Genomic DNA, 22,753 nt, shown 5'->3' on the forward strand with positions numbered 1-22,753 from the left:
TACAGTTAAGACTTTATAAAACATTGCAACATTGCAGCATAATGCCTTTGTGCCTTATAATTAGATTATGACTCTATTAAGAAAAACAGCGTTCATTACGGGAGTGACAGGACAAGACGGAGCCTATTTGAGTGAATTTTTATTAGAAAAGGGCTATATAGTACACGGATTAAAAAGACGTTCTTCCTTATTTAATACCGATCGAATCGATCATTTATACCAAGATCCTCATACAAAAAACAGGAATTTCATTTTGCACTATGGGGATATGACCGATAGTACGAATTTAACTCGTTTAATTCAGGAAATTCAGCCTGATGAGATTTACAATTTAGCAGCTATGAGTCATGTGGCAGTTTCATTTGAAACGCCAGAATATACAGGAAATGTAGATGCATTAGGAACATTACGTCTTTTAGATGCGGTTCGTTTACTTGGATTAGAAAAAAAGACTCGTATTTATCAAGCCTCAACTTCAGAGTTATATGGCAAAGTGCAGGAAGTACCTCAATCAGAAACCACTCCTTTTTATCCACGTTCGCCTTATGCTGTAGCAAAAATGTATGCCTACTGGATTACTGTAAATTACAGGGAAGCTTATGGGATGTATGCCTGCAACGGTATTTTGTTTAATCATGAATCACCTATTCGAGGAGAAACTTTTGTGACACGTAAAATTACAAGAGCTACTTCAAGAATAGCTTTGGGACTGCAAGATAAATTATATTTAGGAAATCTGGATGCACAGCGTGATTGGGGACATGCTAAAGATTATGTCCGCATGATGTGGATGATACTGCAAGCCGAAGAAGCTGAAGATTGGGTAATTGCCACTGGAAAAACTACTCCTGTTCGAGAATTTGTACGAATGAGTTTTGAAGAAGTTGGTATTGAATTAGAATTTATAGGTCAAGGTATAGATGAAAAAGGGTATGTAGTATCATGCAGTAACCCCGATTATCAGATTGAACTAGGTCAAGAAGTTCTAGCAGTAGATCCAGAATATTTTAGACCTACAGAAGTAGATTTGCTGATAGGAGACCCTACGAAAGCAAAGACTAAACTTGGCTGGGAATGCCAATATGAATTATCTGAATTGGTACAAGAAATGATGCAGTCAGATTTAAAGCTGATGAGAAAAGAGCAGCTTTTAAAAGAATGTGGTTTTACTGTTTTAAATTACTTCGAATAACAGATTAAAATAAATGACTAAAAACAAACATTTTTTTCCTTCTAATTAAAAAATAAATGAAAATCAAAAATATTTGCTGTTTAGGTGCTGGTTATGTTGGCGGGCCAACAATGTCTGTTATTGCATTGAAATGTCCAGAAATTAAGGTAACTGTTGTAGATTTAAACGAAAGCCGTATTGCAGCTTGGAACGAAGAAGATTTGGATAATCTTCCTGTTTATGAGCCCGGATTAGCCGAGGTAGTTCACGAAGCGAGAGGTCGTAACTTATTCTTTTCTACTGATGTTGATAGTGCTATTGAAGCTGCAGATATGATATTTATAGCAGTTAATACTCCAACAAAAAATTATGGAGAAGGCAAAGGAATGGCCGCAGATCTAAAATTTGTAGAATTATGCGCCAGACAAATAGCCAGAATTGCTAAGAATGATAAAATTATTGTTGAAAAATCAACTCTTCCTGTTCGAACAGCAGAGACTTTACAGACTATTTTAGATCATACAGGAAACGGTTACAAGTTTGAAGTACTTTCTAATCCTGAGTTTTTAGCCGAGGGAACAGCTATTAATGATTTATTGAATGCTGATCGCGTTTTAATTGGTGGAAAACAAACGGAAAGCGGCCAAAAAGCAATTCAATCTTTAGTTGATATTTACGCAAATTGGCTTTCACCAGAACAGATTTTAACGACCAATGTATGGTCGTCAGAATTATCAAAATTAACAGCGAATGCATTTTTAGCGCAGAGAATTTCATCTATTAATGCACTATCAGCTTTATGCGAAGCCACAGAAGCAGATGTAGATGAGGTTGCCACAGCTATTGGAACTGATAGTAGAATTGGTTCTAAGTTTCTTAAAGCTTCAGTTGGTTTTGGTGGATCTTGTTTCCAAAAAGATATTTTAAACCTAGTCTATTTGTGCCGCTATTTTAATTTACCCGAAGTGGCAAATTACTGGGAACAGATCATCATTCTAAATGACTATCAAAAATACCGATTTGCAAAGAAAATTATTACTTCCCTTTTTAATACCGTCAGCGGAAAAAAAATAGCATTTTTGGGCTGGGCATTCAAAAAAGATACTAACGACACTCGAGAATCTGCTGCAATTTATGTTGCAGAACATCTAATAGAAGATGGTGCAGAAATTCATGTGTACGACCCTAAAGTTTCTGAAGAAAAAATAAAAGCCGACATGCGTTATTTGTGGGAAGAAAAAGGACTTACAGATCAGAAAATTGAATCAAAATTAAAACAAGTTTTTGTCTATCAAGCACCAACAGAAGCTGTTCATCAAGCGCACGCAATTGCTGTTTTAACAGAGTGGGATGAATTTAAAACTTACGATTGGAATTCGATTTATATCAATATGTACAAACCTGCATTTGTATTTGATGGACGTAATATTTTGGATGTTGAAAAATTAGCGTCAATTGGTTTTCAGATTAAAGGAATCGGAAAAGGTTAAACTTATTTATTGTAAAAAGAATCTATTTTTTAATCAATTTACGTCCATTACTTGAAAAATATTTTAATAAGACTCAAACAGCATCCAAAGTATGATACGTTCATCAACTGGGGAAAATTAATTTCGATAACTGGAAGCGCTCAAATTATTATACAGGCCCTAGGTTTTGCTTCTGGGATCTTAATAATCCGTTTACTGCCTGTTGAAGAGTATGCTTTTTACACCTTAGCCAATACTATGTTAGGAACAATGACAGTTCTTGCCGATGGTGGTATTACAACAGGAGTTATGGCTCTAGGAGGAAAAGTTTGGGATGATAAAGAAAAAATGGGAATTGTTTTAGCAACGGGTTTAGATTTAAGAAAAAAGTTTGCAATTGCAAGCTTATTAGTCTCTGTGCCAATTCTATTTTATCTCTTATTACATAATGGAGCAAGCTGGATGGTTTCGGTTCTTATTGCAATAGCATTGATTCCAGCTTTTTATGCTGCTTTGTCCGATTCGTTATTGGAAATTATTCCAAAATTAAATCAAACTATTCTGCCTTTACAAAGAAATCAAATTGAAGTCGGAATTGGAAGATTAATATTATCAGGCTTAACTATGTTTATTTTTCCGTGGGCCTTCATAGCTGTTATAGCTGCAGGAATCCCTAGAATTTGGGGAAATATTGGTTTAAGAAAAATTGTTTACACTATGGCTGCTAAAGAGCAACAAACGGATATAGAAGTTAGAAAAGAAATTATACATTTAGTAAAACGTATTTTACCTACCTCTATTTATTATTGCCTATCTGGGCAGATTACTATTTGGTTGATTTCTATTTTTGGAAATACAACTTCCTTGGCACAATTGGGCGCTTTGAGCAGATTGAGCGTAATGCTGTCTATTTTTAGTGCAATAATTGCAACATTAATTATCCCTCGTTTTGCAAAATTAACATCAAATAAATATCTATTACTGAAACGTTTTTTTCAAATAATGGGACTTTTGATTATTCTGTTAAGTATAATTGTTCTTATAGTTTATTTATTGCCAACGCCAATTTTATGGCTGCTTGGTGATGCTTACAAAGGACTTCCATTTGAACTATTACTAAGTATCGTTAGCAGCTGCATTGGATTATTAGGAGGAATTGTTTTTAACTTATACAGTTCACGAGGCTGGGCTATGTCGCCTATTGCACTAATACTTATTAATTTACTGGCCATTATTATATCTGCAGGTATGCTGGATTTAGGTAGTTTGAGAGGTGTTTTGTATTTCAATATTGTTTTAGGATTAGTTGCATTAATTCAAACAGTTTTGTTTTGTACCTATAATATTCTTCTTGTCAAAAATGAATAATACGAAGCATCCCAGTAAAGTCGCGTTGATCTATAATAAAATTAGTAGTATCAGCTACTCATTCTCGTTTTTTCTCCTGAAAATTAGAGGACTGCAGGGAGGGAGGGATTCAAAAATAGAAAGTGTTACCTGCAATTGGCCCAACAAATTATTACTAGGTCGTGAATGTGAAATACAAAAGGGTGTCGATTTTAGGATATGGCATCCTTTTAATGATAATTGTTACATAAAATTAGGCAATAAAGTATTTATTGGTCATGCCTGCGAATTTGTCTGCAATGAAAAAATCATAATTGGAAACAACTGTCTCATTGCAAGTAAAACAACTATAAATAATACTGGACATGAATATAAAAGTAATGCCAATATTAATACGCAGCCAACAACCAGCGAACCAGTAATTTTAGAAGATGATGTCTGGATTGGAACTTCATGCGTTATATTACAAGGAGTTACAATAGGTAAAGGCTCTATAATAGCGGCAGGTTCAGTAGTAAATAAATCTATACCCGCGAATGAAGTTTGGGCGGGAGTACCCGCACGTTTCATAAAAAAAAGAATATAAAATATGGTTTCATCTATTTGCACCTTATTCGAGGGACATTACCATTATGGAGTTGCTTCACTTTCAAATTCGCTGTATAATCAAGGATTTCGTGGAATCATTTATGTAGGTTATCGTGGAGAATTACCTAATTGGGCACAAAATGGAAGACGAGAATCTATTGGAAAATGGAAAGAAGCAGTTACATTCATTCCAACTGAAGGTATTCAGCTTATTTTTTTACTCTTAGATACTACATATAGTCTAACAAATTATAAACCAGATTTTATGCTGGATTTATGGGAAGGTCCCGCTAAAAACGCTGAAGCATTATTTTATTTTGATCCAGATATTGTGGTTAATGATTCATGGACTTGTTTTGAACAATGGGTTAATTGCGGTGTAGCACTTTGTGAAGATGTTGATTCTCCTTTTCAGGAATTTCATCCCCGAAGAATGGGCTGGAGAAAATACTTTAAAAAATACAACATCGAATTACAATATAAAAATCAAATATATGTCAATGGTGGTTTTATAGGCCTTCTTAAAAAAGACATTAATTTTGTGACTTTGTGGGTGCAGCTTCAAAAACATATGGCAGCTGCAATAGGAGGTTTAGAGAATTCTATATTTTCAAATCAAAGTTACAATTCAACAATATTGAAAATGGAAGGTTTTACCATTTTTGATAAATCAGATCAAGATGCTCTTAATGCTGCTATTGAAGCCTATCCCGAAAACGTCAGCTATCTCGGAAAAGAAGGAATGGGGTTTGAATCGAAACATATAACAATGTATCATGCATTAGGAAGTCCTAAACCTTGGAAAACAAGACATTTTGTAAGAGCCTTAAGTGGAAGAATACCTAGAAAAGAAGATGTTGTTTATTGGGAAAATACAAACAGTCCGATAACAGCACATTCTAAATGGAAAATTAGTCAAAAAAAGGCAAGTATTAAAGCAGCTAAGTTTATCGGAAGATTTTATAAAGCCTAAAAGAATACCTTCTTTCGAGAATATTGTGTTTATAAATTGATTTAACAAAAATATATTTTATGAAAGTATATATTTTATCCGCCTATGATGAAAGCCAGTATAATTTTGCATTTCAAAATTTAAAAAAATCGAGCCAGTACGATCCATTTAAAAAATATGTTTTAGCAGATAATCCTGAGTCAGCAGATCTTATAATCTTTGTCGAACACCATCCAGGCGATGACCCTTATTTTTTTAAAGTATTAAAACACCCAATATATAAATTATATAAAAAGAAATGCTATTTGTATCATGATAGTGATGAACATTTAACGCTGATGCCAACTATTTCGCCATCAGTCTGCAATTCGAGTTTTAATAAAAAAATGCATCATCCCTATCATTATTTGGAGCAGATTTCGACAAACCCGTACATTCAATATATTCCTGATAAAATAGACAAAAAGAAATATTTATTTTCTTTTATGGGAGCTTCCAGAACTTATCCTGCAGTAAGAGAAGAAATAATTAAGCGTTTTAATGGAGATGAAAATATACATGATACCAAAGATTACAATTCTTGGGAATTAAACGAGGAAGACCGCAACAAGTATTTTGAAAAATACGCTGAAATTTTATTTCAAAGTAAATTCATATTATGCCCGCGCGGTATCGGTCCAAGTTCTTACAGACAATATGAAAGTATGAAAATGGGAATTGCCCCAGTAATAATTTCAGATGAATGGGTAGAATGTGAAGAGATTGATTGGGAAACTTGTTCTATTCGAATCAAAGAAAAAGACGTAGATCAAATTGAAAATATCCTTAAAAGCAGAGAAGAAGAATGTTTGGAATTGGGAATAAATGCAAGAAAGAACTACGAAAAATATATGTCATTTGAAAATCAGTTTCATTTCCTTTCAAATGCGGCAGCCAAATTACATGCTTTAAGAAACGACCTTTCTTATCGTGATTATTTAATTGAGTATTTAAGGTTTTTTGAACCTTTTCATTTTCGGAATCTCTTGAGATATTATAAAAATAAATATATAAAATGAAAATTCTTTTCATCTGTGGATCTCTCGAACCAGGAAAAGATGGTGTCGGAGATTATGCACGCCGCTTATGCGGGGAACTTATTAGAATAGGACATGTAGTAAACATATTATCGTTGTGTGATCATCAGGCTGTTTCTTTTTTGTCAGAATTTCAGGAAATTGAAGGAACCAAAGTCAGCGTAAATCGAATTCCTTTGGCAGCTACAAATCTCCAAAGACTAAAATTGACGCAACATGTTGTAAATAATTTTAAACCACAATGGATTTCTCTACAATATGTGCCCTATAGTTTTAATCCAAAAGGACTGCCTTTTTGGCTTCCATCTTTTTTAAAAAAATTACAAGGAAATCACAAATGGCATATTATGTTTCATGAATTATGGCTGGGAATTGATACCGAGTCTTCATTTAAACATAAATGTATTGGTAAAGTACAGCAGTGGATTGTCAAAAAAGTAATTAACAGTACCAATCCTTACTATGTGAATACACAGAATAAGCTTTACCAGTATTTTCTTCAATCTCATAATATAGAGGCAGACATTTTACCCATTTGCGGCAACATACCTGTTACAGCTGTTAAGAGTAAACAGAATAAATTTACTCAACTAGTATTGTTCGGGACAATTCATCCAGGCGCTTTTTTTAAAGATTTTATAAGTGATGTAGCAAGTCTTAAAAGCAATTTAGGCAAACCGATAAAATTTGTTTTTATCGGAAAAAATGGTGCTGAACTTTTTAACTATATAAATATATTAGAAAATATAGGTATAGAATACGAAGTAATGGGTATACAGCCTGAAACTGTAATTTCTCAGGTACTAATTGACAGCGATTTCGGAATATCGACAACGCCCTATTTCCAAACCGAAAAAAGCGGTGTTTTTGCAGCGTACAAAGAACATCAGTTAAATACTATTTGTGTTTCTCGCGAATGGACACCTACAAAAGGACATTACAATGTACCAAACATTATTAAATACGAGAAAAACAATTTGAAATTAAACCCAATTACGGTTCAAGTTTTTGATTTAAATTCTTTGGCAGATCAGTTTATAAAATCAATATCCATCTCATGAAAATTCTTATTTATCATCCTTCAGGAAACAGTAATGTACGTGCTATTGCAAAAGGGTTTTTAACTCAGGGGGTTCTATATCAATTTCATACTTCAATTGCTGTTTTTCCCAATAATTTTTGGCATAAAATAGCAAATTTAAAAGGTTTGGGAGATATAAGAAGACGTTCTTTTGATTCTGGATTACAGGCTTATACAGAAGTTTATCCGATACAAGAATTGGGCAGAATGGTAGCTTCCAAATTAAGCCTAAGTTCTTTAATCAAATCAGAAACTGGTTTTTTTTGTGTAGACAGAATCTATCAAAATTTAGATAAAAAAATTTCAAAAAAACTTCTAAATGCAAAAAAAAATGGATTAACTGCTGTTTATGCTTATGAAGATGGGGCTTTAGAAACTTTTACTGCCGCTAAGAAATTAGGCTTAGAATGTATTTATGATTTACCAATTGCCTATCATACTCTTTTGCAAGAATTATTGCGTGAAGAAGCTGCTAGAAAACCAAATTGGGCTTTTACATTGGGCGGCGGAATTAATGATAGCGTTCAAAAATTAGAAAGAAAAAGAAAAGAATTAGAATTAGCAGACACAATAATTGTTGCAAGTGATTTTGTACGGCAATCACTTCCTAATTGGGCAAAGGGAAAGAAAATAATCCAATCTCCTTTTGGAACTCCATTTTCATCCGTTCAATTTGATTTGGAAGAAAAGGACGCTGACAAAAAACTCAGAGTTTTATTTGTAGGTTCAATGACGCAGCGCAAAGGCTTAAGTGATTTATTTGACGCGATAAAATTAGTCGATTCTTCAAAAGTTGAATTAGTAGTTCTAGGTTCACTAGCCGCACCGCTTTCTTTTTATGACGACCAGTTACAATTTACTTATGAGCCTACAAGATCACATGATCTAGTTTTAGAATTGATGAAATCCTGTGATGTTTTTTGTCTTCCTTCTATTGTTGAAGGCAGGGCTTTAGTAATTCAAGAAGCAATGAGTCAAGGTCTGCCAATAATTATTACAGCAAATACAGGAGCAGAAGATTTAGTAATAAGCGAAGAAACAGGCTTTTTGGTTCCAATTAGAAATCCAGAAGCTATTGCAGAAAAAATAAATTGGTTTTTAAAACATAGAGATAAAATTTTTCAAATGGGTAAAAATGCCAAACAACTAGCAGATACTTACAGCTGGGACAGCTATGCCGATAAAATTTATAATGTTTTAAGCTCTAAAAGCAATTAGTTAGAAATGAAAGATAACAGCAATAATAGTAAAAAATTGGGCTCGATAAAAATAGCGATATGGCTGTATTTTTTCTTGTGGATTTTTGAAGGAGCACTGCGTAAATGGGTTCTTCCGAGTTTAGCGACTCCATTGCTTATTGTACGTGACCCTATCGCAATATTTATAATCGCTAGAGCTATTTATCTAAATGTGAAATTTTTAAATGGATATGTAGTTTCCTCTTTCATCATAACACTTCTAGCATTAATTGTCACACTTACTTTTGGTCATGGTAATTTGTTTGTCGGAGTTTATGGCGCACGTATAATGCTGCTTCATTTTCCTTTAATTTTTATTATTGGCGCTGTTTTTACAAAACAAGATATTCTAAAAATGGGTTATGCATTATTAGCAGCAAATATCGCGATGACAGTAATTGTTTACCTGCAATTTATAAGTCCTCAGACGGCTTTTATAAATAGAGGTATAGGAGGAGAAGGAAGCGCTGGCTTTTCGGGTGCAATGGGATATTTTAGGCCTCCGGGTACTTTCTCATTTATTACAGGACTTGCCTCTTTTTACATTACAGCTTCCGTTTTTGTCTTTTATTTTTGGTTATCAAAAGAGCCTGTTTCTAAGATTCTGCTTTACACCAGTACACTAGCATTAATATTCAGTCTGCCTTTAACAGTAAGCAGAACTGCCGTTGGAGGAGTTATTTTAGTAGGCGTTTTTGCTTTTATTGGTTCTGCAACAAGTTTTAAGAAGATAATGAAAGTGGTTTTGACAATTGTTGTATTGTTTGGTTTGTTCGCTGTTTTACAAAGTACCACAACAGTTTTTAATTTAGGAACAGAGGTTTTTATGAGCAGGGTTGATACTGCGAGCGGTCAAAGCGGTGGATTTGAGGAGTCTTTCTTCTCAAGAATTCTTGGCGATTTTGTTAGGCCAATAGTAAACCTGTTAAACCTGCCATTGTTTGTTGGTAAATTAGGAATGGGTACTAATGCAGGTGCGCAGATGTTGTCTGGAAGCAATACTTTTTTAATTGCTGAAGATGAGTTAGGAAGAGTCGGCGGGGAACAAGGTCTTCTTTTAGGAGGTGGACTAATTTTCTTAAGATTGGTTTTGGCAGTTAATTTGTTTTTAAAATCGATAAGACTGCCCCAAGAAGATAAAATATTACCATTAACACTTTGTGGAACAGCATTGTATCTAATTGTTTTAGGACAATGGGCACAGCCAAGTATGTTAGGTTGTTCTGTTCTTACAGTAGGTCTTTTAGCGGCGAGTTTAAATATGAATTTGAAAACAGAAAAATGAAAATAATATTATTTACGCATCCGTCTTTTTTAGGTCATAAAAGCATGCCTCGATTTGCTCAAATGATTACTGCGGGAATGAAACAAAAAGGACACGACTTGACAGTATGGAGTCCAAAAGCTTTTTTTTTCAAACTTTCTTTTAAAAAGCCAATTCTCGAAAAGTGGTTTGGTTATATGGATCAGTATGTTATTTTTCCAATTGAAGTCAAATTGAGATTATTGAATTGCTCTAAAGAAACACTCTTTGTTTTTTCGGACAATGCTTTGGGGCCATGGGTGCCTCTGGTACAAAAAAGATATCATGTCGTACACTGCCATGATTTTTTGGCGCAAAAATCAGCATTTGGTCTGTTACAGGAAAATAAAACAGGAGTAACTGGAAAATACTATCAGAAATTTATTTTTTCGGGATATAGAAAAGCGAGAAACTTTATATCAATTTCTAAAAAAACGCAAGTTGACTTACACGCTTTATTAGAAAAAAATCCAGAAGTATCCAGAGTGGTATATAATGGAATGAATCAAAACTTTGAGCCGGCAAAAGACTATCATACTGTGAGAGAGAAATTGTCAAATCAATATAATATCGATTTATCTGAAGGATATATTCTGCATGTTGGCGGTAATGCTTTTTATAAAAATAAATTGGGAGTTCTTGAAATTTACGACCAATTGGTTAAAGATTTTAAAGTCGAAATACCATTGATTTTGGCTGGAGAATCTCCTACAAAAGAAATGATTGCCTTTAAAGAAAAGTCCATAGCATCTCAATCTATTTATTTTATAAATAATAGTGACGATTTGCAATTGCAGCAGTTATATCAAGGCGCTGCTGTTATGCTTTTTCCATCATTATACGAGGGCTTTGGATGGCCTATAGTGGAAGCGATGGCTTCAGGAAGTTTAGTAATTACAACTGATGAAGACCCAATGAAAGAAGTAGCTGCAGATGCAGGTTTTTATATTCCAAAAAAACCTAATGATTCAGAAAAATTATTAGACTGGAAAATGATTACTTCCAAAGAGTTGGAAAGAGTAATTCATTTTAGTCCAAAAGAAAGAAGAGACGCTGTCTGTAAATCAATTTTGCGTTCAAAAGAATTTTCAGCACAAGGTTTTGTTGATTCAATAGAAGCCATTTACCAAGAAATTTTACAAGATAAATGAAAGTAGTTCACTATATAGCCAGTATTGATAAAAGCGGTGGCGGCACCACAGAGTATATGCGTCTTTTGAGTAAAGCTTTAAATAAAGACACCTCCTTTATAATCGCGACAGGAATTTCTAAACAGCCTATAAATATAGATGGAGTTTCGATAAAGTTTTTCGATGGAAACTTATTGCGTTGGTTTTCTTTAATAAAAGAATTTCGTGTTTTCCTTCAAAATGAAAAACCAGATGTTGTACATATTAATGGAATCTGGAGCCCGCAAAATTGGGGTTTTCAGAAAGCAGCACAGCAGTTAAAAATAAAAGTTGTTTTGTCTCCTCACGGTATGCTAGAATCTTGGATAATTCAGCACAATCCTTTGAAAAAAAAAATTGCACTTTTCTTATTTCAGAATAAGGCAATTAAGAAAGTAGACCATATTCATGCCACTGCCCAGATGGAAAAAGACAGTATTCGAAAACTAAAATTTAGTAACAATATTACAATCATTCCTAATGGCATTGATTTAAGTGAATCAGTAAGCAGTAAAGAAGAGTACGGAACTCGTAAAATGGTTTTTCTATCTCGCATTCATCCCAAAAAAGGCATTGAAATATTGTTAGAAGCCTGGCGAAATTGTGACACTAAAGACTGGAACCTTGAAATTGCCGGGAACGGAGACGAAGATTATATAGTGAGTTTAATCCAGAGCGCTCAGGATCTTGAAAATGTACGTTTTGTTGGTGCTCTTTATGAAGAAGAAAAATGGAATTTTCTCCGTTCGGCAGATGTAATGGTTCTGCCAACACATAGTGAAAATTTTGGTATAGTAGTAGCCGAAGCATTAGCAGTAGGCGTTCCAGTAATTACAACAACGGGAACACCTTGGCAGGATTTGGAAAATTACAATTGCGGCTGGTGGATTGATTTATCGGTTGAAAATTTAAAAGCAACATTATTAAACGTCTTTAATACATCGATAGATGAGTTGAAGCAAATGGGAAGTAATGGTAAAAATATAGTCAAAGAAAAATACGACATAAAAGCAATAGGAAAAAATATGATTGAATTATATAATACCATTTAAGACATGAAAATAACTATAGTTCAGGGCGCTTTTATACCAGTTCCTCCAATATTAGGCGGAGCAGTCGAAAAAATATACTTTAAGTTAGGACAGGAATTTGTGAATTTGGGACACGAAGTAATACATATCAGCAGAACCCATCCATCATTAGAAGATAAAGAAAACATAAACGGGGTATCACATATTCGAGTTAAAGGTTTTTCAACACCAAAAAGTTTACTGATTTTAAAGTTTTATGACTTAATATATACTTTACGAACATTAAAACATATTAACAGTGACATTGTAGTGTCTAATACGTTTTGGCTGCCTATTTTTTTTAGAAATAAAACAAAAGGTAAAATTTATGTCAGTGTAGAGCGAAGACCAAAATGGCAGATGAAATTTTATACAAACGTGAGTAAATTTAGAGCCTGCTCTCCAATGATTTTTGATTTAGTTAAAGAAAAAATTAAACCTGAATATCATAACAAAGTCTCTTACATTCCAAATCCTGTTCCTTTTCAATTAAAAGATTTTAAGACCGAAAAGACTAACAGTATTTTATTTGTTGGGCGCCTCGATAAAGAAAAAGGCGTACATATTTTAATAGATGCTTTTAACAGTATTCCAGAGCATATTTCTAGAAATTGGACATTAAATATTGTAGGTCCCTGGGAAGCAGCAGAAGGCGGGGGAGGTTTAGTTTACTATCAAAACTTAAAAAACAAAAAAGGAAATGTAAATTTTGCAGGTTCGGTTTACGATCAAGATGCACTATCCAAATTCTATTTTGATTCTAAAATTTTTTGTTACCCGATACAGGACGGAACTGGTGATGCGGGTCCCGTAGCTCCTCGAGAAGCAATGTCGTACGGATGCGCAACCATTCTTTCTAATCACGATTGTTTTAATGAATATGCTCTTGACGAAATAAACTGTCTAAGATTTAATCAAAGCAATGAAGACCAGATAGAACAGCTTACCAGCCAATTAATAAGGCTCATGACTGACTCAGAACTTCGTGAAAAAATTTCTTTAAACGGAAGAAAAGTTTTTGATGATTTTTCTACTTCTAAAATAGCCAAAATGTTTATTGATGACTTTCAATCAGTATTAAATGAATAGTACCACTATAGAATACAGCCAAAATTCGCCTTATGATTCACCATGGACTATATCTCATCGAGTAAAAATGCTGCTTTGGGAATATGTCTGGTTATTGTTTTGCAGCTGGACACCAAAACCAGCTAATTCGTGGAGATTGTTCTGGCTCAGATTATTTGGATGCACAATTTATGGAAAGCCATTTGTTCATCAAAGGGCAAGAATTCAAATTCCGTGGAATTTAATATTACATGATCATGCCTGTTTGGGAGATAGAGCCAACGCTTATACACTTGGAGTTATAGAAATATTTGAGCACGCCACTGTTGGACAAGAAGTATACTTATGTACAGGAACCCATGCATTTGAGAATCCTGCTATGAACTTAATAACAAAAAAAATAACAATTCAAAAAGGAGTATTTATTGGTGTAAGAGCCATTGTAATGCCGGGAATAACAATAGAAGAAAATGCTATTGTAGGTGCAGGAAGTTTAGTTACCAAAAATGTCGATAAAAATACAATAGTTGCAGGAAATCCTGCCAAATTTATAAAAACTAGAAGCTTTGAATAAAATTCCAATTACTGTAATCGTTTCTGTCAAAAACGAAGCTTTGAATTTGCCATCTTGTTTGGATAAATTAAAGCGATTTGATCAAATCATAGTGGTAGACTCTGGAAGTACTGATGATACTCCAGTTATCGCTGTCGCTAAAGGAGCCGAAGTACTTCAATTTAAGTGGAACGGTAAATTTCCTAAAAAACGAAATTGGGCACTCCAAAATGCAAACCTTCGCCACGAATGGATTTTGTTTTTGGATGCAGATGAATTTGTTACCGAAGAATTTGTTAGTGAAGTGGGATTTAAAACCCAAGATCCTACTTATAATGGCTACACCATACAGTTTGAAAACTATTTTATGGGCAGAAAACTTAAGTATGGATATGGATTCCAAAAGTCGGCTCTTTTTAAGAAATCCAAAGGATCATACGAAAAAATTGAAGAAGATTTGTGGAGTCATTTAGACATGGAAGTTCATGAACATCCTATTATAGAAGGAAAAGTTGGAATTATAAAAGCAAAGGTTATTCATAAAGATTTTAAAAACTTAGAACATTATATAGCCAAACACAATGCTTATTCTACTTGGGAAGCTCAAAGGTATCTGCAGCTAAAACAATCCAAAAACGAACATTTATCGTTCAATCAAAAAATTAAATATAGTCTTCTTAATACGGGCTTACTTCCAGCAGTCTATTTCATGGGAGCTTACTTTTTAAAACTAGGATTTTTAGACGGTAAAGAAGGTTTTTATCTGGCACGTTTTAAATCACATTACTTTTTTCAAATTCAAACTAAAGTAAATTCAATCAAAAATAACATAGAATAAATATGAAAAGAATATTGATAACTGGCGGTGCTGGATTTGTAGGTTCACATTTGTGCAAAAGATTATTGAATGAAGGTAATGAAGTGATCTGTCTGGACAATTACTTTACAGGAGCAAAATCTAATATTATTGATTTATTGGATAATCCTTATTTTGAAATGGTAAGACACGACATTACAGAACCATATTATGCTGAAGTTGATGAAATATACAATCTTGCGTGTCCTGCATCTCCCGTACATTACCAGTATAACCCAATAAAAACAATAAAAACTTCTGTAATGGGAGCCATTAATGTGCTCGGATTGGCAAAACGTGTAAATGCTAAAGTATTGCAGGCCAGTACAAGTGAAGTTTACGGAGATCCTCTTGTACATCCTCAAACCGAAAATTATTGGGGACACGTAAACCCAATAGGAATTCGTTCTTGTTATGATGAAGGCAAGCGCTGCGCCGAAACTTTGTTTATGGATTATCACAATCAAAATAAAGTGGCTATTAAAATAATTCGAATTTTCAATACTTATGGGCCTAATATGAATCCGGCAGACGGAAGAGTAGTTTCTAATTTTATTGTACAGGCATTACAGGGAAAAGATATTACCATTTTTGGAGATGGTTTACAAACCCGCTCTTTTCAATACGTTGATGATTTAGTAGAAGGGATGGTAAGAATGATGAATTCTGATCCTTCATTTTTAGGACCAGTAAATCTTGGAAACCCAAATGAATTTACAATGCTTGAGCTGGCTCAGGCAATTATTGAATTGACAGGCTCAAAATCAAAAATTATTCATATGGATCTGCCTCAAGATGATCCAAAACAAAGACAGCCAGATATTTCTTTGGCAAAAAACAAACTTAATGGCTGGGAACCTAAAATACAATTAAATGAAGGTTTGGTAACCACAATTAATTACTTTGACAAACTATTGTTAAACCAATAGTAGACTTCTTTTTACAAAATACACCATTTATTTCTACTGTTTATTTCTCCTAATTTCCTTATTAAGGAAACAGATTTTTGCACCCGCTAATTTCAAGCCTTCGTTTTTGTGCTTTTAACGAGTATTGTGGTGCTTCGTCGAGAACATTTTTTAGTAAAACACCTTTGTTTTAATTTTAACTTGAAATTGTGAAAGACAGTAGACTATGAAAAATATTTATCATTTAAAAAATAATTATTATGAGAGTTACTATAATCACGGTTTGTTACAATCGCAAGAATACTATTGAGCAAGCAATCAAAAGCGTGCTGGAACAAAATTATAATGATATCGAATATATTATTATTGATGGAAATTCTACAGACGGAACAAAAGAAATTATTGAAACTTATAAAGATAAGCTAAGCCAATATATTTCGGAACCTGATAAAGGTATGTACGATGCGATAAATAAAGGATTAAAATTGGCTACTGGAGATGTAATTGGTTTGATGCACTCTGATGATGAATTTTATGACAAAAACGCCATCTCAAAAATCGCAGCCCGTTTTAATTTTGACCCCAGTATAGACGGAGTTTACGGCGATGGAGTTTATGTTTCAAATGATAAAAATGAACGCTTGATTCGAGATAGGATAGGAGGTGTTTTTAGTCTGAAAAAAATTAAAGAAGGCTGGCTGCCATTGCATCCTACAGTCTACCTAAAGAAAAGCATAATTGATAAAAATGGTTTTTATAATCTCGATTTTAAAATAGCTTCTGATACCGAGTTTTTGCTTCGTTATTTGTACAAATACGAAATTAGAATGAGCTACATCAATTCTTATATAGTTAAAATGAGAATGGGAGGCATGAGTACCAGTTTTAAAAGGGCTTTTGAGGTTTTAAAAGAAGATTATAGAATTTATAAATTTCACGGCTTAGCTGCAATTGGAACTGTCTTTTTAAAAAAAACAATTGCCTTGAAACAGTATATAGTTCACTAATAGGAAAGGATTAATTTTTGTAATTATCGTTTTTTTAGAAGTATATAAAGCATCAGTAAAATTTGGATTCGCGGAATTTAAAGTGATTAAAGAATACTAATATATACCACAATTAACATGAAGAAAATTTTCCTTTTGATAATTTTACTGCCTTTATTGATGCTCGAATCTTGTACCACAAAGAAGCAAATGTTGTATTTACAAGATTTGGACAGCTATACAAATTCTACAATAAATTATACTTCGCCTAAAATACAACCTAACGATATTTTGAAAATTGATGTTGGTGATCTTAATCCACTAGTTGCGGCACCTTTTAATATTACCAGTAGTACAAGTGCGCAGCAAAGCTCTGTAGAAATGATGAAACTGTCAGGCTATTTAGTTAATCCTCAAGGAACTATTATGATGCCTATTTTAAATGAAGTTAAAGTAGGAGGTTTAACGCCAGCTAATGCAGAAATCAAAATTAAAGAACGCTTGATTAACGAGAATTATCTCGTTAATCCTACGGTACAGGTAAGAGTTTTGAATAATAAATTTACGATTTTGGGAGAAGTAAATGCTCCTGGAGTAATTTCTTTTACAGAAGAATCTATAAGCTTACTTGATGCGCTGGGACTGGCGAAAGATTTAACCTATTCTGGAATTCGAAAAGATATAAAACTGATAAGAGAAGTTGATGGAAAACGTTTGGTTTACCATGTTGATTTGACCACGGCTTCCTGGATGTCAAATCCAAATTTTAGAATCAGACAAAATGATGTTATTGTCGTAACCCCAAATAAACTAAAAGTAAATAGCGGAGGAGTAATAAAAGATCCATTGCAATTGCTGGGGATAGTAGCTTCTCTTGCAGCTCTTATTATAGTGATTGCAAATTAAAAATTGACAAAAGTGTAAAATAAAGTATATAAATAGTTCCGTTTTGGATTTGAAAATATACTTGTTGGCAGTAAAGCAACTGTATTTAATTAATTAAATAGTTATGGATTTTAAAAAAGAATTTTTAAAGTATTTTCAATATTGGCCTTGGTTTTTGCTGAGCTTGATTTTGTTTGTTGGTGCTGCGTTTATTTTTATTAAAGTAGTGCCGTCAACATACGAAACTTCAGCTACGATCTTTCTGGACAAAAAACAAGAAGACCAAACGAAGATAATTACTATCAGTACAGATAAAAAAAGTAATGAAGATAAATTGGAAGACGAAATTCGACTAATAACATCCAATGAGTTTTTGCTGGATGTAGTTAAGAATTTGAATTTAAATTTCACTTATTATGAAAAAGTATTTACAGTACAAAACAATAATATAAATGAAGTTCCCTTTGTTTTAATACCTACTGTTTCTAAAGATTCATTACCGCAGATTTCGTATGAAATTAAAATAGATAAAAGCGGTTTTATCATAACTAACCCAGACACAGAAAGAATTTATAATGTAAAAGGTTATGAAGGAAAAGAAGCTGTTTTTGGTTTACCTTTTAAGATTGAATTATCTGCTAAAGCAAAGAAAAATCCAGCTTACTATTTTGACAATGAATATAAAGTAAGTCTTCAGTCTACCGTTGAAGCTTTAAGACAATTAAAAGCATCTCTTGTTGTTTTATCTGATGAAAATGCAAAAGGAGTGCTGGAACTTAAACATATTGGATCAAGTCCAGATCGTTCCAGAAAGATATTGAGCGAAATCATTGTTCAGCTAGATAAAAGTATTGTCAGCAATAAGCAAAAAGTATTTAGAAATACCGTTTCATATTTAAATCAAAGGATAAAAAATTTCACAAAAGAAAAAGATTCGATTGAAAGCGTAAAAGAAAAATACCTGCAAAATAATGATATTGGTGTAATGGACAACTATATTGTGGAGCAAACCTCCGATAGAAGTCAGAAAAAGGAGAGCTCAATGCTCAACGAAAAACAAATAGCACTTACCAATTTTGCAATTAATGATATTAGACAATCTGGTCCTACTCAAAGTGTAGGTGCAAATTACAATTTGGAATCTACTACAGTCAATCAGATGCTTGTAAATTACAATGCAAAACTTATGGACAGCCAATTGATCCTGCAAAGGGCGCAAAGTAATAATCCGGCATATATTAGTTTAGTAACCCAATTAAAGATCCAAAAACAAGAAATACTAAATAGTTTGGAAGGTTATTTAAATTTTTTAAATCAAACAAGCAGAACCAATAGATCAGAGCAGAGTATCGCTGATGCGAAGGTAAAAAGTATTCCGACAAAAGATAAAGTGCTGGGTAACATAAACAGTAACCTTATTACAAAAGAGGAAACTTACGTAGCATTACTACAAAAGAAAGAAGAAGCAGTTTTAAATGGTGCTATTTTAGAGTCAAACTTAAAAACTCTAAACGCGCCTGAAACAAATTATTCTGCAATTTTCCCACAGCCAAAAGCATTTATGCTGGGTGCATTTTTGTTAGGTTTACTGGTTCCTTTTGGAATCACTTATGTTCGTTTATACTTGGATACCAAAATACATAATGAAGAAGATATTCAGAAAGTATTTACTGATATCCCTATTTTAGGACATATTCCTAAAATAAATGTCAGCGAAAAATTAGACAATACAGCTACTTCTCGTTCTTTGATAGCGGAAGCTTCTAGGGCATTAGTTTCAAATATCTCCTATTTACTGCCAAGGAAAAAGGACAGTAGAGGAAGTGTAATATTGTTTACGTCATCTATTCAAGGAGAAGGAAAATCATTTTGCGCTTTTCATAATGCTATAACGGTTAGTAATCTCAATAAAAAAGTACTGTTAATAGGGGTCGATTTAAGAAATCCTCAATTGCATGACTATTTCAGTGTAAACAGAAAAGGATTAGGTCTTTCTAATTTTTTAGCCAATAAAAGTGACGACTGGAAAGAATTCTTGCAAACAGACACGAAGTTTTCTAAAAATCTTGATGTTTTGTTTGCTGGAGAAACTCCGCCAAATCCTTCTCAATTAATTACTAATTCTAATTTTGAATCATTGATTGAAGAGGCAAGAGATATTTATGATTTTATAATTCTAGATACCGCCCCAGTACAAATAGTGTCTGATACACTCAACTTTAGTTATCTGGCAGATGTCACAGTATTTGTGGTTAAATACGATTACACCGATAAGAGCAATTTAGAGCAGGTAAGTAATTTAATTAAAAAAGAACAGTTAAAAAATGTTGGAGTTGTTATAAACGGTGTAAATATGAAAACGGCATACGGATATGGTTATGGAGTTAGCTACGGTTATCAATATCAAGAAGTAAAAGTAAAAAAGCCTTGGTATAAAAGAAATGTTGCTATAAAAGAGGCCTGAGAAATACAGAGTGTATTTACTAAAATTAAATAATATAAAATGTTTCATAAAATAGTTCTATTGTTATTATTCTTAGTTATTGTAGCTGTTTTTTATTTTTCGTGGTTATCAGATCCAGGTTTTGCAGGAGAAACCTATTTACCAAGATGGCTTTTAAATTGGAGTAATCAATATTATAATTTGCGTACAGCTGTTCCATTTTTAGCTTTAGGTTTTCTGTTAGAAGTTTATACGGAACACAGCAGTTTAGATGAATTAAATAATAATAAAAAATTGAATTTCATACAAAATATAGTTTTTGCAGCAATAATTGTCTGCATAGCTGAGGGCGGGCAATTTGTGATTCAAAGAAGAAGTCCTGATTTAGCAGATGTTTTTTATGGAATTACCGGAAGTATAGCAGGAGCATTAGGGTACAATCTATTGAAAAAATTAAAAAATGCGAAACAGACATAAATTTACTTTCATAATGTGTTGTGCTATAGTAGACATGATCGCGATGGTCTTTGGTACTGTACTATTTTTGAATTTTGCGACAGAAGAGAATATGGGCTGGAATGGCTTGTTTCTCAATAAGATGATTCCGATCACTATTTTAAGCTGGCTGTTTTCAGTTACTTATTTTCAACTGTATCGAGTAGACGTTCTTTTTAGTTTAGATGAATTTTTCCGCAACAGCTGGCGTGCTTTCTTTACACAAAGAGTTCTATGGCATAGTTACATTTTCATTTTTCAGGACGATGTTTTGTATTTTTTTGGCAGTAAAGCCAATTTAATTCAGCTGAGTTTTTTACTGTCTTATTTTTTATTATCCAGAATCTTGTTTACCGTAGTAATAGGAAAAATAAAAGGCTGGGTTTTTAAACAATATACTGTTGCAATTTGGGGCTTTAACAAAACAAGTATAGAATTGGCTTCTCATTTAGAAAACAATTCCTTCTTTATCAATTTTGTTGGAATCCTGAATGAAAATTCATCGATAGAATACACAACTAATGAGGAATTTACTTTTGCACTTTTCGATGCAATCGAAAATGCCTCTGAAAACAATATAAATGAATTATACATTGTTACAAAACCTGATTTTATTTCAGATTTGAATTATTTCTTTGAGCTTGGTGATAAGCATTGTATGCGTTTGAAATTTGTTCCAGATTTCTCATCCATTTCAAAAAAGCATTTTAACTCAACTCATTTAAATAATTTTCATGTAATTAAGCCCCGTTTTGAGCCTTTACAAAATGCTTATAACAGATTGGCAAAAAGAGTATTTGATCTTGCTTTCAGCATTTTTGTGATAGTTTTCATCTTATCATGGCTGTATCCTTTATTGGCTTTAATAATTAAAAAACAAAGTAAAGGGCCGGTATTATTCAAACAAATGCGAACAGGCAAAAAGAATCAGCACTTTTGGTGTTATAAATTTCGAAGCATGTATACAAATGTTGGAGACGAAACCCAACAGGCTCAAAAAGGAGACAGCCGAATTACACCAATAGGAAAATTTATACGCCGAACCAGTTTAGATGAAATGCCTCAATTTTTTAATGTTTTGATAGGGAATATGAGTGTCGTAGGACCACGTCCGCACATGATTAAACATACGTCAGACTATAATGACCATATTAATAATTTTATGGTACGTCATTTCGTTAAACCAGGAATTACTGGTCTGGCTCAAGTTTCGGGTCTTCGAGGGGAAACAAAAAAAGTATCAGACATGAAACGCCGTGTGACAACAGATATCGAATATGTACAGCGCTGGAGCTTAATCAAAGATGTTAAAATTTGTTTCTTAACAGTTATAGTTACCTTAAAAGGAGATAAAAATGCTTTTTAAATAATAGAAAAATAAACCAAAAATAAATTTAAAAATAAACTAATAAACAGATAATCATGGATATTACTAATTACCTTATAGGTTTACTCACAGGAGTTTCTGTGACAACCTTTTTCATTGGAAAAGAATGGTATAAATATTATACAAAATATACTATTCAGCAAAAACAATTAGATCGTGTTCTAAAATTGAACGATAAAATTAAAAAACTGAAAAGTTATAGTCCTTCAGGAACTACCAACGTTAATGTTGGAGTTTAAGACTGATTTTTTAAGTTGAATTTCCTAGAAAGCTTTTTAATTTGTAAAAATTAATAAGTCAGATATTTCAATGGAATAAGCTCGATATACATCGAGCTTATTCCATTTGCCTTGATTACATGCCTGTGTTGAAATTCAGTAGAATTTTCAAAATTAAAAATCATCATTCCAGTTTGATGATTAATTATAAAATTTCTTTTTTGTTTAAATAATCCCTTTATCTAAGGATCTTATCTCTTTATTATATTATTTAATAAATAGATATATCCAATTTTATTCCTACACTTTTTTACAGCCCCAATCTTATTTGGCTTAACAATTTGAGCCGTTTTATTACAAATTCTTCTTACCTGAATTGCTTTTTTATTAGTTGTTTAGTTTATTAAATCGACTAATACAAAGATGCCAATACAAAGAAGAGATTGTATTATTTCTAATAAAAGAACCAGATAAAGCTATCTGAGTTTTC

21 protein-coding genes are annotated in these 22,753 nt (G+C 32.9%); all 21 read left to right on the top strand.

Annotation, left to right across the window (positions count from 1 at the left end; genetic code table 11):
• Positions 1 to 67: 67 nt before the first annotated feature.
• The 21 genes from gmd to BSF42_RS17145 all read left to right on the top strand — a co-directional run bounded on the left by gmd (position 68) and on the right by BSF42_RS17145 (position 22,284).
• The gene (gene gmd, locus BSF42_RS17045) at positions 68 to 1,192 is read left to right on the top strand and encodes a GDP-mannose 4,6-dehydratase (RefSeq protein ID WP_095954303.1); all 1,125 of its coding nucleotides are present in this window, start codon (positions 68 to 70) and stop codon (positions 1,190 to 1,192) included.
• 56 nt (positions 1,193 to 1,248) lie between these two features.
• On the top strand, positions 1,249 to 2,661 hold the full coding sequence (locus tag BSF42_RS17050) for a UDP-glucose 6-dehydrogenase (RefSeq protein ID WP_095954304.1): 1,413 nt from the start codon (positions 1,249 to 1,251) through the stop codon (positions 2,659 to 2,661).
• Positions 2,662 to 2,712: 51 nt separating this feature from the next.
• A complete protein-coding gene (locus tag BSF42_RS17055; protein WP_095954305.1) occupies positions 2,713 to 4,008 on the top strand; it encodes a polysaccharide biosynthesis protein in 1,296 nt (431 codons plus the stop codon).
• A complete protein-coding gene (locus tag BSF42_RS17060; protein ID WP_095954306.1) occupies positions 4,001 to 4,573 on the top strand; it encodes a DapH/DapD/GlmU-related protein in 573 nt (190 codons plus the stop codon). The genes BSF42_RS17055 and BSF42_RS17060 overlap by 8 nt, the downstream gene beginning before the upstream one ends.
• Before the next feature lie 3 nt (positions 4,574 to 4,576).
• Entirely contained in the window at positions 4,577 to 5,548 is a 972-nt protein-coding gene (locus BSF42_RS17065) for a hypothetical protein (protein ID WP_095954307.1), read from the top strand.
• Positions 5,549 to 5,607: 59 nt separating this feature from the next.
• On the top strand, positions 5,608 to 6,585 hold the full coding sequence (locus tag BSF42_RS17070) for an exostosin family protein (RefSeq protein WP_095954308.1): 978 nt from the start codon (positions 5,608 to 5,610) through the stop codon (positions 6,583 to 6,585).
• Complete coding sequence (locus BSF42_RS17075; protein WP_095954309.1) at positions 6,582 to 7,664, top strand: glycosyltransferase; 1,083 nt, start codon at positions 6,582 to 6,584, stop codon at positions 7,662 to 7,664. Before BSF42_RS17070 ends, BSF42_RS17075 begins: the two co-directional genes overlap by 4 nt.
• Positions 7,661 to 8,902 carry a glycosyltransferase family 4 protein gene (locus tag BSF42_RS17080; protein ID WP_095954310.1) on the top strand — a complete coding sequence of 414 codons (1,242 nt, stop codon included), beginning with the start codon at positions 7,661 to 7,663 and terminating at the stop codon, positions 8,900 to 8,902. Before BSF42_RS17075 ends, BSF42_RS17080 begins: the two co-directional genes overlap by 4 nt.
• 6 nt (positions 8,903 to 8,908) lie before the next feature.
• Positions 8,909 to 10,207, top strand: coding sequence for a hypothetical protein (locus tag BSF42_RS17085; protein ID WP_095954311.1), 1,299 nt, complete (start codon positions 8,909 to 8,911; stop codon positions 10,205 to 10,207).
• Positions 10,204 to 11,376, top strand: a complete 1,173-nt coding sequence (locus BSF42_RS17090; protein WP_172426715.1) for a glycosyltransferase — start codon at positions 10,204 to 10,206, stop codon at positions 11,374 to 11,376. The genes BSF42_RS17085 and BSF42_RS17090 overlap by 4 nt, the downstream gene beginning before the upstream one ends.
• Positions 11,373 to 12,446 (top strand): glycosyltransferase, encoded by a 1,074-nt coding sequence (locus BSF42_RS17095; RefSeq protein WP_095954313.1) that lies wholly within the window; start codon positions 11,373 to 11,375, stop codon positions 12,444 to 12,446. Before BSF42_RS17090 ends, BSF42_RS17095 begins: the two co-directional genes overlap by 4 nt.
• 3 nt (positions 12,447 to 12,449) lie before the next feature.
• On the top strand, positions 12,450 to 13,553 hold the full coding sequence (locus BSF42_RS17100; RefSeq protein WP_095954314.1) for a glycosyltransferase family 4 protein: 1,104 nt from the start codon (positions 12,450 to 12,452) through the stop codon (positions 13,551 to 13,553).
• Positions 13,546 to 14,106, top strand: coding sequence for a DapH/DapD/GlmU-related protein (locus tag BSF42_RS17105; RefSeq protein WP_095954315.1), 561 nt, complete (start codon positions 13,546 to 13,548; stop codon positions 14,104 to 14,106). Before BSF42_RS17100 ends, BSF42_RS17105 begins: the two co-directional genes overlap by 8 nt.
• A complete protein-coding gene (locus BSF42_RS17110) occupies positions 14,099 to 14,923 on the top strand; it encodes a glycosyltransferase family 2 protein (RefSeq protein WP_095954316.1) in 825 nt (274 codons plus the stop codon). Before BSF42_RS17105 ends, BSF42_RS17110 begins: the two co-directional genes overlap by 8 nt.
• A 2-nt stretch (positions 14,924 to 14,925) precedes the next feature.
• Positions 14,926 to 15,870, top strand: a complete 945-nt coding sequence (locus tag BSF42_RS17115; protein ID WP_172426716.1) for a UDP-glucuronic acid decarboxylase family protein — start codon at positions 14,926 to 14,928, stop codon at positions 15,868 to 15,870.
• A gap of 239 nt (positions 15,871 to 16,109) precedes the next feature.
• Complete coding sequence (locus BSF42_RS17120; protein ID WP_095954318.1) at positions 16,110 to 16,856, top strand: glycosyltransferase family 2 protein; 747 nt, start codon at positions 16,110 to 16,112, stop codon at positions 16,854 to 16,856.
• A gap of 117 nt (positions 16,857 to 16,973) precedes the next feature.
• Positions 16,974 to 17,741, top strand: a complete 768-nt coding sequence (locus BSF42_RS17125) for a polysaccharide biosynthesis/export family protein (protein ID WP_095954319.1) — start codon at positions 16,974 to 16,976, stop codon at positions 17,739 to 17,741.
• Between the two features lie 103 nt (positions 17,742 to 17,844).
• Entirely contained in the window at positions 17,845 to 20,184 is a 2,340-nt protein-coding gene (locus BSF42_RS17130) for a polysaccharide biosynthesis tyrosine autokinase (protein ID WP_095954320.1), read from the top strand.
• 39 nt (positions 20,185 to 20,223) lie between these two features.
• Positions 20,224 to 20,640: a VanZ family protein gene (locus BSF42_RS17135; protein ID WP_095954321.1), complete on the top strand. Its 417-nt coding sequence runs from the start codon at positions 20,224 to 20,226 to the stop codon at positions 20,638 to 20,640.
• Complete coding sequence (locus tag BSF42_RS17140) at positions 20,624 to 22,024, top strand: exopolysaccharide biosynthesis polyprenyl glycosylphosphotransferase (RefSeq protein WP_141248473.1); 1,401 nt, start codon at positions 20,624 to 20,626, stop codon at positions 22,022 to 22,024. The genes BSF42_RS17135 and BSF42_RS17140 overlap by 17 nt, the downstream gene beginning before the upstream one ends.
• A 56-nt stretch (positions 22,025 to 22,080) precedes the next feature.
• Positions 22,081 to 22,284 (top strand): hypothetical protein, encoded by a 204-nt coding sequence (locus tag BSF42_RS17145; protein WP_095954323.1) that lies wholly within the window; start codon positions 22,081 to 22,083, stop codon positions 22,282 to 22,284.
• The last annotated feature ends 469 nt before the right edge of the window (positions 22,285 to 22,753 follow it).

This window comes from Flavobacterium sp. ACN6, from assembly GCF_002304005.1.
Taxonomy (GTDB): domain Bacteria; phylum Bacteroidota; class Bacteroidia; order Flavobacteriales; family Flavobacteriaceae; genus Flavobacterium.

Bases quoted from the DNA above. Each gene is read 5' to 3' on its own strand.
- gmd (WP_095954303.1), top strand. From the start codon at position 68: ATGACTCTATTAAGAAAAACAGCGTTCATTACGGGAGTGACAGGACAA.
- BSF42_RS17050 (WP_095954304.1), top strand. From the start codon at position 1,249: ATGAAAATCAAAAATATTTGCTGTTTAGGTGCTGGTTATGTTGGCGGG.
- BSF42_RS17060 (WP_095954306.1), top strand. From the start codon at position 4,001: ATGAATAATACGAAGCATCCCAGTAAAGTCGCGTTGATCTATAATAAA.
- BSF42_RS17065 (WP_095954307.1), top strand. From the start codon at position 4,577: ATGGTTTCATCTATTTGCACCTTATTCGAGGGACATTACCATTATGGA.
- BSF42_RS17070 (WP_095954308.1), top strand. From the start codon at position 5,608: ATGAAAGTATATATTTTATCCGCCTATGATGAAAGCCAGTATAATTTT.
- BSF42_RS17075 (WP_095954309.1), top strand. From the start codon at position 6,582: ATGAAAATTCTTTTCATCTGTGGATCTCTCGAACCAGGAAAAGATGGT.
- BSF42_RS17080 (WP_095954310.1), top strand. From the start codon at position 7,661: ATGAAAATTCTTATTTATCATCCTTCAGGAAACAGTAATGTACGTGCT.
- BSF42_RS17085 (WP_095954311.1), top strand. From the start codon at position 8,909: ATGAAAGATAACAGCAATAATAGTAAAAAATTGGGCTCGATAAAAATA.
- BSF42_RS17090 (WP_172426715.1), top strand. From the start codon at position 10,204: ATGAAAATAATATTATTTACGCATCCGTCTTTTTTAGGTCATAAAAGC.
- BSF42_RS17095 (WP_095954313.1), top strand. From the start codon at position 11,373: ATGAAAGTAGTTCACTATATAGCCAGTATTGATAAAAGCGGTGGCGGC.
- BSF42_RS17100 (WP_095954314.1), top strand. From the start codon at position 12,450: ATGAAAATAACTATAGTTCAGGGCGCTTTTATACCAGTTCCTCCAATA.
- BSF42_RS17105 (WP_095954315.1), top strand. From the start codon at position 13,546: ATGAATAGTACCACTATAGAATACAGCCAAAATTCGCCTTATGATTCA.
- BSF42_RS17115 (WP_172426716.1), top strand. From the start codon at position 14,926: ATGAAAAGAATATTGATAACTGGCGGTGCTGGATTTGTAGGTTCACAT.
- BSF42_RS17120 (WP_095954318.1), top strand. From the start codon at position 16,110: ATGAGAGTTACTATAATCACGGTTTGTTACAATCGCAAGAATACTATT.
- BSF42_RS17125 (WP_095954319.1), top strand. From the start codon at position 16,974: ATGAAGAAAATTTTCCTTTTGATAATTTTACTGCCTTTATTGATGCTC.
- BSF42_RS17130 (WP_095954320.1), top strand. From the start codon at position 17,845: ATGGATTTTAAAAAAGAATTTTTAAAGTATTTTCAATATTGGCCTTGG.
- BSF42_RS17135 (WP_095954321.1), top strand. From the start codon at position 20,224: ATGTTTCATAAAATAGTTCTATTGTTATTATTCTTAGTTATTGTAGCT.
- BSF42_RS17140 (WP_141248473.1), top strand. From the start codon at position 20,624: ATGCGAAACAGACATAAATTTACTTTCATAATGTGTTGTGCTATAGTA.
- BSF42_RS17145 (WP_095954323.1), top strand. From the start codon at position 22,081: ATGGATATTACTAATTACCTTATAGGTTTACTCACAGGAGTTTCTGTG.